13 protein-coding genes are annotated in these 15,024 nt (G+C 39.2%); 6 read left to right on the top strand and 7 right to left on the bottom strand.

Translation table 11 applies throughout. From position 1 onward, the window contains the following. The first annotated feature begins 4 nt into the window (after positions 1–4). Both glgC and AC3KZC_RS17910 read left to right on the top strand, forming a co-directional pair. Positions 5–1,312 (top strand): glucose-1-phosphate adenylyltransferase, encoded by a 1,308-nt coding sequence (glgC, locus tag AC3KZC_RS17915; protein ID WP_490578978.1) that lies wholly within the window; start codon positions 5–7, stop codon positions 1,310–1,312. Positions 1,313–1,330: 18 nt separating this feature from the next. Continuing rightward, the gene (locus tag AC3KZC_RS17910; RefSeq protein ID WP_490578977.1) at positions 1,331–2,875 is read left to right on the top strand and encodes a glycogen synthase; all 1,545 of its coding nucleotides are present in this window, start codon (positions 1,331–1,333) and stop codon (positions 2,873–2,875) included. A gap of 22 nt (positions 2,876–2,897) precedes the next feature. Here the strand turns inward: AC3KZC_RS17910 and AC3KZC_RS17905 are convergent, their stop codons facing one another. Continuing rightward, positions 2,898–4,223, bottom strand: a complete 1,326-nt coding sequence (locus AC3KZC_RS17905) for an IS4 family transposase (protein WP_518525932.1) — start codon at positions 4,221–4,223, stop codon at positions 2,898–2,900. Between the two features lie 132 nt (positions 4,224–4,355). Then, positions 4,356–5,993: a methyl-accepting chemotaxis protein gene (locus AC3KZC_RS17900; protein ID WP_490577323.1), complete on the bottom strand. Its 1,638-nt coding sequence runs from the start codon at positions 5,991–5,993 to the stop codon at positions 4,356–4,358. Between the two features lie 388 nt (positions 5,994–6,381). Between AC3KZC_RS17900 and AC3KZC_RS17895 the strand changes: the two genes are divergently transcribed. Next, positions 6,382–7,212, top strand: a complete 831-nt coding sequence (locus AC3KZC_RS17895) for a pirin family protein (RefSeq protein ID WP_490577322.1) — start codon at positions 6,382–6,384, stop codon at positions 7,210–7,212. A gap of 14 nt (positions 7,213–7,226) precedes the next feature. Continuing rightward, positions 7,227–8,204, top strand: a complete 978-nt coding sequence (locus AC3KZC_RS17890; protein ID WP_490577321.1) for a glutathione S-transferase family protein — start codon at positions 7,227–7,229, stop codon at positions 8,202–8,204. A gap of 79 nt (positions 8,205–8,283) precedes the next feature. Here AC3KZC_RS17890 and AC3KZC_RS17885 read toward each other — a convergent pair whose 3' ends face one another. The 3 genes from AC3KZC_RS17885 to AC3KZC_RS17875 all read right to left on the bottom strand — a co-directional run bounded on the left by AC3KZC_RS17885 (position 8,284) and on the right by AC3KZC_RS17875 (position 11,041). Beyond that, entirely contained in the window at positions 8,284–8,751 is a 468-nt protein-coding gene (locus AC3KZC_RS17885) for a hypothetical protein (RefSeq protein WP_490577320.1), read from the bottom strand. A 170-nt stretch (positions 8,752–8,921) separates the two neighbouring features. After that, positions 8,922–10,373 carry a hypothetical protein gene (locus AC3KZC_RS17880; protein WP_490577319.1) on the bottom strand — a complete coding sequence of 484 codons (1,452 nt, stop codon included), beginning with the start codon at positions 10,371–10,373 and terminating at the stop codon, positions 8,922–8,924. A gap of 86 nt (positions 10,374–10,459) precedes the next feature. Next, positions 10,460–11,041: a TetR/AcrR family transcriptional regulator gene (locus AC3KZC_RS17875; protein WP_490577325.1), complete on the bottom strand. Its 582-nt coding sequence runs from the start codon at positions 11,039–11,041 to the stop codon at positions 10,460–10,462. 127 nt (positions 11,042–11,168) lie between these two features. Here AC3KZC_RS17875 and AC3KZC_RS17870 point away from each other — a divergent pair, with 127 nt between their 5' ends. Then, positions 11,169–12,215: an alkene reductase gene (locus tag AC3KZC_RS17870; RefSeq protein ID WP_490577318.1), complete on the top strand. Its 1,047-nt coding sequence runs from the start codon at positions 11,169–11,171 to the stop codon at positions 12,213–12,215. Positions 12,216–12,275: 60 nt separating this feature from the next. On the opposite strand, the gene AC3KZC_RS17865 is transcribed toward AC3KZC_RS17870, so the two are convergent. Then, entirely contained in the window at positions 12,276–13,118 is an 843-nt protein-coding gene (locus AC3KZC_RS17865; protein ID WP_490577317.1) for an HDOD domain-containing protein, read from the bottom strand. Between the two features lie 245 nt (positions 13,119–13,363). Between AC3KZC_RS17865 and rluF the strand changes: the two genes are divergently transcribed. Continuing rightward, entirely contained in the window at positions 13,364–14,218 is an 855-nt protein-coding gene (gene rluF / locus AC3KZC_RS17860; protein ID WP_490577316.1) for a 23S rRNA pseudouridine(2604) synthase RluF, read from the top strand. Between the two features lie 66 nt (positions 14,219–14,284). Here rluF and AC3KZC_RS17855 read toward each other — a convergent pair whose 3' ends face one another. Next, positions 14,285–14,839, bottom strand: a complete 555-nt coding sequence (locus tag AC3KZC_RS17855) for a GNAT family N-acetyltransferase (RefSeq protein ID WP_490577315.1) — start codon at positions 14,837–14,839, stop codon at positions 14,285–14,287. Between the last annotated feature and the right edge of the window lie 185 nt (positions 14,840–15,024).

Here is a 15,024-nt window from a genome sequence, read left to right as displayed (position 1 = left end):
TTATATGCCTAGTTATGCCAATCGTTATATAAGTAATTTAACGCGCGAGACATATGCGTTAATTTTAGCTGGTGGCCGTGGTTCAAGATTACATGAATTAACTGATTGGCGCGCCAAGCCAGCGGTTTATTTTGGTGGGAAGTTTCGTATTATCGATTTTCCTCTTTCAAACTGTATCAATTCGGGTATTCGCCGTGTTGGTATTGCGACTCAATATAAGTCGCATTCGTTGATCCGTCATGTGAATCGCGCATGGGGCCACTTTAAAAAAGAATTGGGTGAATCGGTTGAGATCCTGCCTGCATCACAACGTTACGGTGATGAATGGTACTGTGGCACGGCAGATGCGGTCTTTCAAAATATGGATATTATTCGTCATGAATTACCAAAATACGTGATGATATTATCAGGCGACCACGTATATCGTATGGATTATGGTGCGTTATTGGCAAAACACGTAGAAACAGGTGCCGATATGACGGTATGTTGTATTGAAGTACCTTGTGAAGAAGCTGCTGGTACTTTTGGTGTGATGACTGTTGATAACGACAAACGTGTGATGCGTTTTGATGAAAAGCCTGCTAATCCATCTGAAATTCCGGGTAAAGCAGGTCAGTGTTTAGCTTCAATGGGGAATTATGTTTTTAATACCGAATTTTTGTTCGAACAGCTAAAAAAAGATTCTGAACGAGCTGGTTCTGGTCGTGATTTTGGTCATGATATTATCCCTGCAATTATTGAAGAACATAATGTATTTGCTTTCCCATTTAGTGATCCAAGCCACGACAGCCAACCTTATTGGCGTGACGTTGGGACACTTGATTCTTTTTGGGAAGCCAATATGGAATTGGTGACACCTGAGCCTCAGCTTGATTTATATGATCCACGCTGGCCTATTTGGACTTACCAAGAGCAACTTCCACCAGCAAAATTTATTTTTGATGATGACGAGCGCCGCGGGATGGCGGTTGATTCTACTGTTTCAGGTGGATGTATTATTTCTGGTTCTACGGTACGTAAATCATTACTCTTTTCTAAAGTGCATATCCACTCTTATTGTTTAATTGAAGAAGCAGTGTTGTTACCTGGCGTTGAAATTGGCCGCAATTGTAAAATTCGCCGCGCAATTATTGATAGAAGTTGTGAAGTGCCTGAGAATACGGTGATCGGTTTTGATCGTGAACAAGATCAAGCGAATGGATTTCGCGTTTCAAATAAAGGTATTGTTCTGGTTACGCGTGATATGCTGATTGCCTACGCGGCAAAACAAGCTAAGCGTGAGCAAGCGGTTGAAGAGCCTGAAGTCGTATAATTTAAAGGTGATGTAACAATGCACATTTTGATGATAGCGTCTGAAAACGACGCTATTAAAGGTGCTAAAGTGGGAGGAGTGGCTGACGTTGTCCGTGACGCTCCTCGTGCGTTAGCCAATTTTAATCACCATGTTTCAGTGATTATTCCAGACTACGCCAATTATGCCGAGCAATTTGATCATTGTACTGAAGCACATTTTTATGTCGCTTTTGCAGGAAAAATGGAAGAAGTGGTATTAAAAAAGCTGGGTGATGAGCGCAATAAAGTACAGCAATATGTGATCAGCCATCCGAGTTTTATCACAGGGTCGGTTTATCTTAATGACATTGATAATCGACCGTTTGCCCGTGATGCTACTAAATATGCCTTTTTTTGCGCTGCAGTTGCAGAAGCTATCATTCTAGATTTAGTTGCACCTATTGATGTTATTCACCTTCATGATTGGCACAGTGCAGTACTTGCAGTACTTGCTAAATACAGCGAACGTTATCAACCACTGAGTTCAATTAAACACGTTTTTACTGTCCATAATATTGCACTGCAAGGGATAAGGCCTTTTCGACATGACAGTTCAAGCCTAGAAGCTTGGTTTCCGGGGCTTAGCTATGATGGCCAAGTCATTTGCGATCCACGCTATCCACATTGTTTTAATCCAATGCGCGCTGCTATTAATTTAGCCGACAAAGTGCATGTTGTGTCAAAAACCTATGCCGATGAAGTCCTGTTACCGAGCCAGCCTGAGCGCGGATTTTTTGGCGGTGAAGGGCTAGAGCAAGCTCTTATCAATGCCAAAGTACATGGTAAGTTGGTTGGAATAATTAATGGCTGTGAATACCCAGAAAACCTCGCTGAGCAAGGGGATTTCAACGATTTTTTACGTCGTGCCAAACACAATGTACTCAATTGGATGGCAAAATCTGCTGAGCTTAAAACGGTGCATTATTTGGCCAGTGAGCGGATCAGTGAATGGCTTGTTAATCCCTCTGCGAGTGGTCCTTTGTTCACGTCAATAGGGCGGTTAACGGATCAAAAAGTGTTATTGTTACGCCAAAAAAAGGATCATCAGCCGGTCTTGAATATTTTGCTTAGCCAATTGGCTAAAGCCGATGCTCGCTTAATCATTTTAGGCAGTGGTGATGGTCAAATAGAATTTGAATGTATGCAGTTGATGGCCAAGCACTCCAACTTCTTATTTTTAAATGGATATGGACAAGACTTAAGTGATGAATTGTATCGCTTTGGTGATTTGTTTTTAATGCCAAGTTCGTTTGAGCCGTGTGGCATTAGCCAGATGTTAGCATTAAGGGCTGGCCAACCCTGTTTAGTTCATGGTGTCGGTGGCCTTAAAGATACGATAATTGACAATGAAACGGGGTTTGTTTTTTTTGGTGATAACCTCAATTGTCAAATCGATGGTTTGTTAAACAAGGTATCGCAAGCTGTCGATTGTTATCAGCATGATCAGGCTCATTGGCAACAATTAAAAGCCAATGCCAAACAAGCTCGCTTTAGTTGGCAGCAAAGCGCAGAGCGCTATATCAGGGATCTGTATCAAAATTAATGGCGCGAAAGCGTAATGCCGTTCACTTAAGGTGAGCGGCTTTTTTATTTTTAGCTACAGGGTAGCGGTTTTTCGATACTTTTAGTGTTCTTGGGTAACTTCGTTCTCGTTTTCCCTCTAGCTTAAATTGATTGGCATTTCTTTCTATCTCTAATATCAGTCCGGGGACATTACCGGGCGCATAAATTGGCATCATAGTCAGCTTATGGATGATGTGTGATGAGGCATCTCTAAAGCTTAGTTGGTTTGGGAAAACACTCTTGAGCGACTTCGCCATCAGGACCATCTTATAGCGGATTAAGTTGTACGCCAACAGCACCCCCCATAACTCCTGTCTAATGAGCTCTGGTAAGTTGCTTCTTAATGTAAACCTACTTGCCAACAAGTGTTGCTTCATTTCTCGGTAGCCCATCTCTATTTCCCAGCGATGGCTATAAAGGTCGACTATTTCTGCCGATGGATATGCCATAGGGTCGACCATGGACGTGAGTATTTTGACTTCTTTTCCTTTGATTAGTTTGGTGATAAGTCGCACGTCCATTGTTAAGGGCAACTCTGGTCGCTTTTTTCTCGCTTGAGGTGTGGTGGTTAGGCGGATAAGTTTATCTTGCCTGCCAAGACGTTTGATTTCCTCATACTGTACGTTCTTCTTTAGCGGTAATAACCAATGTGTGTTGATGCCTTTATGCTGCCAATCATGTAACAAGCCTAGTGAGTAAAAGCCTTTATCAAACAATGTTAGGCTGTTATCTGGTACACGTGCTATGAGCTGTGCTGCCAGTGTCATCTCATTTTCACTCACGCTACTCAATGCACTATCAAGAATTAAGTGGCTACTAAGCTCCATCAGACATACCATTCGTACCTGAGGATAGCCTGCTTCACAGGCTTTATTCGCTGTACGGGCAAAGGCTGCGCTGTTTTCTTTACTATCGGGCGTGCGCCATACAACGCCATCAACACCAAATAAGTTCAGACCACACCAATGGGGATGCTCAGCTCGCTCATGCCACTTCTGTGCTGAGAGATGAAATACATCTCGAACCACATCACTGCCTAGCTTCTTTCTCGCTTGTGTCACGGCACTGCGTGCGACGTAATCAACATCCTGCGGTAATACAATATCGAGCTTGTTGATGAGCAGGCGGACTGATTCAGTGCGAAAAAGTGACATACCTATCACGGCCCAAATCATTGCATCCATAGGCAGCTTGCGTTTACGCAATGTGGCCACACCATTAGAGGCTAAACACGATTGAATAATTTCGGGGTCTAGGACATCCGCTAATGACGAAAATTCGGTAAGGCGGTTAATTGAGGTGCGTGCTAAGGCTTCTGACAGTTCCATAAAAAATCCGATGACATGTGGGTTCATCGGATTGTTACATCTACAGAAGATCGGTCAACCGATCAGTAAAATATTTCTTAACTGATCGGCATTACGCGAAAGCGCCATTTTATTCAAGACCAGTTTAAAGGGTTAGTGAACTTTAAACTCTTCAACCATTTGGCTAAGCGCTTGTGACATTTCACTTAAATGTTGGCTAGAAGATTGGGTGTGTTTTGCACCAAGTTGGGTTTGTTCTGCAATGGCCGCAATGGCATACATGTTTTGAGCTATGTCTGAAATTGCATGGTTTTGATCTTGGCTGGCACTATTTATTTCACTGTTAATCTGAGCTAACTGTGCCACTGCACCATTAATATTTTTCAGATTGTCATTACATTGGTGCGTTAAGGATATTCCTTTAACGGTTGCGTGTTTACAACGCTCCATTTCAGTAACCGTATCGGCAACGCCTTGTTGCAATAATTTGATTATCTCTTGAATATCATCGGTTGATTGCTGTGTGCGTTTTGCAAGTGATCGAACTTCATCGGCAACAACGGTAAAACCACGACCTTGTTCACCCGCTCTTGCTGCTTCAATGGCGGCATTGAGGGCCAGCAAATTAGTTTGATCGGCTAGATTCTTAATCACATCTAAAACATCGCCTATCTGCTGCGATGAGGTTTGCAATACAGCTATTTTTTCTTCCGTAGCATGGACGCTAAGGTCAATTTTTTCCATTGCTTCAACGGTATCCGATAAGCATGTTAAACCTTGAGCGGTAAAGTCATTGGCTTTTGTTGCAATCTCAATCGCTTGATTGGTATTTGCATATACATTTAAAGATGAATCATTTAGCTGCGCTACTTTGCGTTGCACAGAATCTGTATCACTGTGTTGCTGTGTGATCCCAACTTGGATTTGTGTTGTAACAGTCGCCAGTTCTTCCGCTTGTGACGCCAAAGACAGGGTATTACCATGAATTTGTTGTAAGACAATTCGAAAATGATGATTCATTTGATTAAACGCTTTGGCCATTACGGTTAGCTCATCATTACCTTGAGTTTTAAGCTCAATGGTTAAATCTTTATTCGTTGCGATAAGTGCCATGGTGCGGGTTAATTTAGCCAAAGGCTTTGTAATATTTTTGGCTACTAAAGTTGATAATATAATTAATAACAAAATATAGGCGCTTGCTTCTAATGCGATGGTGACGAGTGTAGTGTGATATTGTTCTTCGATATCAGTGAGATAAATACCAGTACCAATGGCCCATTGCCAATGAGGTAAAGTGGCAATAAATGAGCTTTTTTGCTCTTGTTGTGTTGAACCTGGCTTTGGCCACACATAATATACAAACCCTTTACCTTGATAATTAGCAACTTTAACAAATTCACTAAATGCATGCGCGATGAAGGGTTTGGCATGCGTAGTCATTAATTGATGATCAAGTTCAGGTTTGACAGGATGCATGACCATGTACCCTTTTAAATCAAAGATAAAAAAATAACCATTTTCACCATAATGGGCAGACTTTACTAATTGACGCACTAATTGTTGCTGCTCATCGCTTGCTAAAGAGTCCATGTTGCCAATAGCGGCTATCTGGTTACTCAAGGAATCAATGAGTTGTTCAGCGGCATGTTTACGTTCGCTGGTCATGGTTTCTTTTAATTTATAAGCAGCTAAATATTGTGTTGTCACAATAATTATGCTGGCAAAAATAATCGATATTCTTAATTTTGCAGATACAGATAGTTTACCTAGCAAATTATTGATTCTAAGCATTAAATATAAAACTCCACTATAAATGACTGCGCTGTCATCGCCTTAATTTGGGCGCATATTACTGACTTTTTCAAAAGAGATAAGGGAGTTTTTAGTTATAAGTTAGAGATAAAGAAGTTTTCAAATGCTATCTTATTGATAATAATTCTTATTTTTAAGGCGCTATAGATGTAAATGGTTGTAAACTAATTGCGTAGTATCGAATAAATGTACATCAAAGTCCTGATTAATTTGGCTTTGCCCTGATATTTTGCAATGACTGGTAATTGTTATTTAATCAATCGAATTAAATGATTCTATAAAAGCGAACAATTAGTAAGTATTTAGCTAATTTTAATCTATCAATTTGTTTGCTATTTTTATTACAACAGCACAAAGGATAGATTACATGAAGATTTTAAAGGTTATAAAAAGCCAACCAACCCAAGATGGTGCTGGTGTTAAAATAAGTCGGATTGCCGCATTTGATGGGCGATTACTCGACCCATATTTAATGATCGACGAATTAAAGTCTGACGATAACCAAGATTTTATGGGCGGCTTTCCCCCTCATCCGCACCGCGGTATTGAAACCTTTACCTATATCATAAAAGGTGGTTTTGAACATCAAGACCAGATGGGCAATAAAAAAGCGATTCGTGCAGGCGATGTTCAGTGGATGAGTACCGGTAGTGGTGTGCTACACAGTGAAATGCCATTGGCAGATGCACAACTTGGGATGCATGGCTTTCAAATTTGGCTCAATATGCCTGCAAAAGATAAAATGCGCGACTCGCGTTACGCAGATAGTACCGCAGCGCCTTTACCAACAATACAAAATAAAACTGGCGTCACCTTAAAAGCGTTAGCTGGGCGCTGGAATTTTGCTCTGCACCAATTGGTTTCTCCGTTAAATGATTTAAGTACGGGGGCTGCACTTGCGGATTTAACCTTTGAACCACATGCCACTGCCAATATTTCACTGGGTGAATTTGAAACAGTTGCTATTTATATACATACAGGAAGTGTTCAAGGCTATGACGCAGGGCATTTATTGCTTGTAGATCCTCAACATGATCTTGCTCTTAAAGCTGACCAAAACGGTGCTGGAATATTAATTTTATCTGGGCGAAAAATAAATGAACCGGTGGCGCATTTGGGACCTTTTGTAATGAATACACAAGATGAACTAAAGCAAGCTATACGTGATTACCAAAATGGTTTTTTTGGCAAAATATAATAAGGAGTAACTCGATGGGCTTATTAGTTAAGGGCCAATGGCATGATAAATGGTATGACACGGCTTCTCATCAAGGTGAATTTAAGCGTGAAGAAGCAAAATTACGCAATTGGATCACTCCTGACGGCACTGCAGGACCTACTGGTGAAGCAGGGTTTAAAGCCGAACCCCATCGCTATCATTTATATGTATCACTTGCTTGTCCCTGGGCGCATCGCACCTTAATTTTTAGACATTTAAAAGGGTTAACGGATTATATAAGCGTGTCGGTGGTGAGCCCTGACATGCTTGAAAATGGCTGGAGTTTTGACATAGATAATTACAGTACAGGTGATGAGTTATTTCAGTCGAATTATTTACATGAGATTTATTGTAAAAATAACCCCGAGCACAGTGGAAGGGTCACAGTGCCAGTATTATGGGATAAAAAAAGAAACTGTATTGTATCCAATGAGTCATCAGAAATTATACGTATGTTCAATAATGCCTTTGATCATCTAACGGGAAATTCACGTGATTTTTATCCTGTTTCGTTTCGCGAGAGCATTAATACCATTAACGAATTCGTTTATCATACTATTAATAATGGGGTATACCGCTGTGGTTTTTCGACCAGTCAGCATGCTTATGAACAGGCATACGATGCACTTTTTAGCGCGCTAGATAAAGTCGAAAAAATATTAAGTAATCAGCGGTATTTATGTGGCGATGTCATCACTGAAGCTGACTGGAGATTATTTACTACATTAATTAGATTTGATTGTGTTTATGTTGGCCACTTTAAATGTAATTTGCGTACTATTGAGAGTTACCCCAATTTATCAGCTTACACGCGAGAGCTATTTCAAGCTGAGGGAATTTCAGAAACGGTTGATTTTTATCATATTAAGCGTCATTACTATTTTAGTCATGCGCATATAAATCCAACTCAAGTGGTACCCAAAGGCCCAGCTATTGATTATTGGCGGCCTCATCAACGCAAACGTTTTTAACCGCCCCTAGAAAACGAATAACAACTCTAAACAGAAAGCAAAATATTAAGCCTATACGTCGCTTTTTACATTAACATATTTAGCATCCATCCGATTTTTGTTGTTTTAAAAAATCATTTTTTGTTATTGCGAGTTTGGTAAAAAACTCACTGAAGATCAGTGCGTATAAAAGAGCGGTCGCAGCTGAGGATACGAGTTGGTTTAACGCAAACTGCACTTGGGGCAATGTTATAATACTTGCGTAAGCAATCCAAAGTAATGCAGCTGTATAGCTAAAGCGAGACATGGATCGAAGGCATAAATGAAACGCCGAATGGTTCGAAGTTTTTTGTAAAAAAATAGTGAAGATAGCTTCTTTTACGATACTCATTGAGGTGCTAATACCAAAACTAATAACTGTGAGAGAGGCTGTGATGATTAAAAAAGGTACTAAAATATTAAGCCGGATTAGATAAATAGGATCAGTTGTTACAAATGTCACTGCAGCAACGTACAGTAAGCCAATAAAGCCAATCATTAATCCCACTGTGCTGCGTATATCAAGCATATTTATTCCCTTATAAATTAAGTGCTTGTGTACTTACTGCCGTGATAGAGCACTAATAACAATATTAAAGGGTAGTCCTGCGATATTAAATTGTAAATAAGGCACTATATAAAAATACTTTGTCTGTTGGTTCGGAAGATTTTTTATAACGATGATGTGAAGGTAGCGTGTCACAAGATAGTTTTATTCCACAGATTTTGATGTTTCGCATAACTAAAGTATTCGTGCGGCTGCCAACATGAAGGGATCAATGCTGTTTCTTGTTGGCGTTGTTCAAAATTAGACCATAACTTACTTAATATTTCTTTCAATCGCTCAGGTGACACTTGCTCTAATTTTTTACGATTAGTAGGGTAATACAAATTTTGACTAGAATGCAGGGTGACATCATCTCCGTTACTAACAAAGGTGAGGTTTTTAGTCACTACTCGACATAAAGGAATATGAGGATCGCTTGGAAATAAACGATTTACAATTGCATATTCATAACGCGGTAAATCATCGCCATTGTCATCTTTTGGAATATAAGTAATGCCAAAGCCCTGCGGATACAGTCCTGTAATTTTTAAAAGAGTATCAACCGCAATTTGACTGTGGCTGTTGCGTTCAACTCCCTTATCTAAAATAAGAAATGCTTTTGGCACTGTGTTGTAAGCAAAGTTTAATTTACTCGACATGACGATTGAAGTATAAATTTGCGGCACTTTAATTACATTGCCGATCCCCTGTTGTGGATTAACAGATTTAAGTAATAGATCTTTGATAAAGTCCATTTTTTGAACTTCTAACTCATCAAACTCGGCTTTTTCAGCTTTAGAATTACCAATATACTGATCAAGACCTAACCCCTCGGTGATGTAGTTGATGGTCTGTTGATAGTTAATCTTTAATAAGGCAATTCGTTCATCATTATCCAGCGCTCTTAGTTCGTCTAATTTGCCTTCAGGTCCGGTTAAAATAGCTTGAGAGTCAGGGTGAAAATTACCCACATCAAGCAGTAATGACACTATGACGAGTGGAATATGAATACGCTGTTTTATTTCATCAGTACCATTATTTAGGCTTAAGGCATAACTGTCTGAAACAAATTTATTTTTTATGAGCCCTTCAGCTAAAAGTTGATCAAATAATTTTAAACTTAAAGCAGCACGATATAGATGCTTGTTAAAGTGATTATATCTGACAGCGGCTTTGGCTGATGTTGGCACCAGCAAGAGCTGACAGCCTAATACTTTAGCAAAACGAATATTAGTTTCTTCTAAATTATCGCCATAACAAAAATCAATAATTTCATTGGCGAGGTTTTTTATTTTTTGTAAGCGTTCAATTCGTTCTTCACGTAATTGCTGTTTATATTTTTTAAGTAACTGTTCAGCCTGTGCTAGTTGGTTTTTAAGCTTAGCGTCAAGAGAGTCTTTATTGTTCTTTTCTAGTTTAGCTAAAGCAGCATTTCGATCTTGCTGAAAGTGATGGAGTTGCTCATTTTGTAACGGTTCATTCTTAAAATAATTAATCGCTTCGTGATAAATTGAATCTTGCAGCGAGCCATTGTGATGAATGGTCGTTAAAAAGACTTTTAGTGTTTTGATAAAATTAGAGTCACTAAAAATCTTATTATTCATTACAAAGTCCTTTAAAGGGTTAATTCGTTGGTAAGCCTAGTTTAAAATTAGCATTTTTTCGAGAGTGTACTTGTTTTGCAAAGAAATTATTTTGAAACGCTTAAGAGTAAATCATTTGCTAACTCATTTAACGTTACAGGATCGGGGTGGCTTTGTGAATAGGTGCGTAGGCCATAAATACCCATCACAAAAAACCGTGCAAGTTGCTCGGGTGTACGTTGAGTGGAAATTTCTTGACGCTGCAAAGCCAAGCTAAATTGGTTGGCGAGCGCTTGTTGGTATGCCATCAAGTGGTTGGCAAGCACCATACATACTTCGGGATCATGACCTAAAATCTCACTCAAAGTGCGAGTGAGTAGGCAGGCTTTGGTTCCATCACAACTTAAACATTCCTGCACAATCGTTTTTAAATACAGTTCAAGATTAGTGATTACAGACATATTATTTGCAAAAAAAGCTAAAAATTGTGCCGTTCTGTCTTGATGATATTGGCCAATCGCAGCGAGTAAAAGACCGCGTTTATTACCAAATGCACAGTAAATGGACCCCGGATGTAGGCCAGTACAAAGAGTGAGCTTTTGCATGCTGGTTTTGACATACCCATGCTCGATAAAGCACGCCATCGCACTGCGTAATACAGTTTCTCTATCAAATTCGGCATTTCTCATCATCACCCTCACTTTACTGTGTTTGTGTTATGTTAACCTAATTTGAATAATCATTCAAAAATAATACTTGAACGATTGCTCAATAACCTTTATCTTGAATGCTTATTCAAGATAAAGGTTATATCTCATGACAACGCACAATTTATTTACTCCGTTCAAACTCAATGATGAATTAACACTCTCAAATCGCATTTTGATGGCACCATTAACTCGTTGTATGGCTGATGAAAAATTAGTACCTACAGAGGCGATGGTACAATATTATACGCGCCGTGCAGGCGCGGGCTTAATAATTTCAGAGGCCACGATTATTCGCCCTGATGGTCAAGGCTATCCTAATACACCGGGTTTATTTAGTGCAGAGCAAGTACAAGGTTGGCGCAAAGTAACCGATGCGGTACATCAAGCCGGGGGGAAAATATTTGCTCAATTGTGGCACGTTGGACGTGTGGCACATCCACATTTTTTTGGTGAAGGTGATGTCTTGGCACCCTCAGCAATAGGTATTGAAGGCTCAGTACCGAGAATGCGGAAATTAACCTATCAAATACCTAAAGCCGTTACGCAAGACGATATAACTCAGCTGGTTAATGATTATGCAAAAGCGGCAGAAAATGCAATTGAAGCCGGTTTTGATGGTGTTGAAATCCATGGTGCGAATGGTTATTTAATCGATCAATTTTTGCACCATGCAAGTAATGTAAGAGCTGATGAGTATGGTCAAACTCCAGAGAATATGAGCCGCTTTGCTTTGCAAGTTGTTGATGCTGTTATTGGTGCCGTTGGAGCGAATAAAACCGCACTACGAGTGTCGCCAGGCGCCTATTTCAATATGGATGCGGATGTACGCGACCGTGCTGTTTTTGACTATTTATTAGCGCAATTAGAACAGCGAAAATTAGCCTATTTACATGGCGGTATTTTTGATGATGCGATGACATTCGATTATTTAGATGGCTCAATTTCTCAGTATTTGCGAGCGCACTACCAAGGTACCTTGGTCGGGGTGGGCGGTTATACACCGCAATCAGCGAGCACAGCAATTGAAAACAATCAATTTGACTTAATTGCGATTGGTCGTCCGTTCATTGCAAATCCTGATTACGTTGAACGTGTAAAAAGCAATCAACCGCTCATTGAGTATTCGGATGAGATGCTCACTTCATTAATATAAAAAAGTAAGCTGGGTGCTGGTTATGCAGCACCCAAACTAGCATCGAATTTATATAAATAATTACGAAAAATATGCTTCAGCATCTTCTTTAATGTCTAAATAGTCGTGCTCATCAAGGTCTAGGGTGCGTAATACGGCTTCTTTGACATATGGCCAATCAGGTGCAGCTACAAATCTTTTTTGAGTGTGAACAATATTTTCGGCCATTTTCAGTGTGGCGTAGGTTAATTGGTTTAGATCATTGTAATCACCATTTAAATAATCTTGCTCATGGTGGCGTAAAATGATTTGGCAAATTTCTTTTGGTAGGTTCCAAGCACTGGCAATAAAGTAACCAATAATGGCATGATTAGTTGTATAAGCATGCATTTCAAAATCAATTAATGAACGGTGATAATTACGATTAGCTGCGCTTAGTACTTTGATATAATTAGGGTATTTCATTGCTAATGCAGGAATGCCTGCATCGTGAAATAAACCGATTAAATGTAAGTTTTCAACGGGTACTTTTGATTTTATCTTTTTTCCTATCAGTGTTGCGATATTTGCGATATCGGACGCAGTATCCCAAAAACGCTCAAGAGAGATACAACATTGTTGTTGATTAAATGCCTGTTTTAATAAAAAACCCGTTACAAGATGCGTAATGCTATCAAGCCCTAAAAACATCACCGCTTGCTTGATATCGGTTATTGTCCTTGCAAGGCCATAAAAAGGTGAGTTAATGACTTTTAACACAGCGGCAGCAATGGCTACATCATCGCATACAATTTGTGCAACTACTGTAAGCTCAGGATTTTCTTGGCGGAGCTCTTCTTGTAGTCTTTGTAGTAATTCAGGTTTTGGCGGCAAATTAAAACCTTTGCTCACATCGGTAAGTACTTTATCGTCAATCTCAATCATGGACACACCTTGCAATTTTATCTTTGATTATAATAGCTGACCTTGGTTGTAAGCTGATGAACTATTTATAAATATTGCATCTGAGTATGATTATAATCAAAATATATTGCCATTAATTGAGTGTAAATTAATCGTTTTAAATATAAAGCTGCATTTTTTGAAAAAATAAGTCATAAAGAAAGCCTTTTAAAGCACCCTCGTTTACAATAAGCCGTTTTTTAATTTATAGCTTCTGAGAGTGTGTTATGAGTGAGTCAACCCGCCTAAATAAATATATCAGCGATACCGGTTTTTGTTCTCGCCGTGAAGCAGATAAATACATTGCTGATGGCCGTGTGACACTCAACGGTAAAATTCCGGAAGTGGGCACCAAGGTGACCCAAAGTGATGTGGTTGAAATTGACGGTAAACCGCTTAAAGCTAAACCTAAAGCCATTTTTATTGCCTACAATAAACCAGTTGGAGTGACGTGCACCACTGAACTGAATATTCGTAGTAACATTATTAGCGCCATTAATCATCCTGAGCGCATTTTCCCAATCGGTCGTCTCGATCGCCCCTCTGAAGGCCTTATATTTTTAACAAATGAAGGTGATATCGTTAATAAAATCCTTCGAGCAGGTAATAATCACGAAAAAGAATATTTAGTGACAGTGGATAAAGCGATATCGCCTCAGTTTATTAAAAAGATGGGGGCGGGCGTGCCTATTCTTGGCACTGTAACGAAACAATGTAAGGTCACTCAAGTATCATCTCATGGTTTCAATATTGTTTTAACTCAAGGACTCAATCGTCAAATCCGTCGTATGTGCGAATTTTTAGGGTACGAAGTGGTTACTCTTAAACGTGTGCGTATTATGAATATCGATTTAACAGGATTACGCAGCGGACAATGGCGAAATTTAACTGATAAAGAAATGGCTATTATCAATCGCTCTATTGAGGGTTCAGGTAAAACCGAAGAGCTTTCAGTCGATCCAAATAAAAATAAAAACTTCAAGAAACCAGTGAAAAAGCAGTTCAATGAACCCGAACAGACGGTTCAAGAAGCCTTTAGGGTCGTTAAAAAAGGCACCTTGTCGCTTAACCGTAAAAAATAAGTCGGTATCTCGGAGTATGAGTATTAATTTTCTCCGAGTTCCAGTTTCAAAGTTAAAACGTGTAATTTATCGTTTTGTTAAACACACCAATTCATAATATTGATTATTGTTATATTCAAACTCTTGCAAAACGTCTAAGTGTACTTTTTTGGTGTGTGCTGCAAAAGAGCGTGGATTAATCTTATTAATAAACGTTACTAAAATATCAAAACGAAGCGCCATATTTGCCAATGAAAATTCAAACAATTGCTCGAATACACCTTGCCCACGTACAGATTTATCAACACAAATAGGACCGTATTGATATGAGTTATCAGTGCTTAAGGTGATATTTTTATAGCTCAGCTCATGTAGGTTTTTAATCATAAATGCAAACATTGGCCATGCGCACCAAAAATGCCAAGAAGCGGCCATTATGTAAGCCACAATAACTCCTTGTTTTTTTGCTATAAATAAACCTTGTTCTTGTTCAATAAGATGGGTTAATTGTTCGCGATTAAAAGAAGTGGTGATAAAGCCATCTTTTTTATCTTCAGCAGAAATAGTGTCGACTTGATAGCGGGCATGAAGTGCTAAAATTTCATCAATATCAGTTAGGTTGGCAATGGCAAGAGTAATCACAGCAGTCCTATATTTGACTATAAATTCAGACCTAATGATAAAACACCCAATAGATTTATGGTATCGAGATTTTCATCTGTCACACAACTAATTAGTCTGAATAAGTTATGGATGCGAAGTACTGTTGGTGAGCAAAGGGACTACAATATTTCGACGATCAGCTGAGTTTGGGTTGGATCTGTTTC

The sequence above is a fragment of the Pseudoalteromonas sp. J2K-J031 genome (assembly GCF_058197095.2).
The sequence above is the reverse complement of the archived record's forward strand: the minus strand, read 5'-3'. Positions and strand labels throughout refer to the sequence as shown.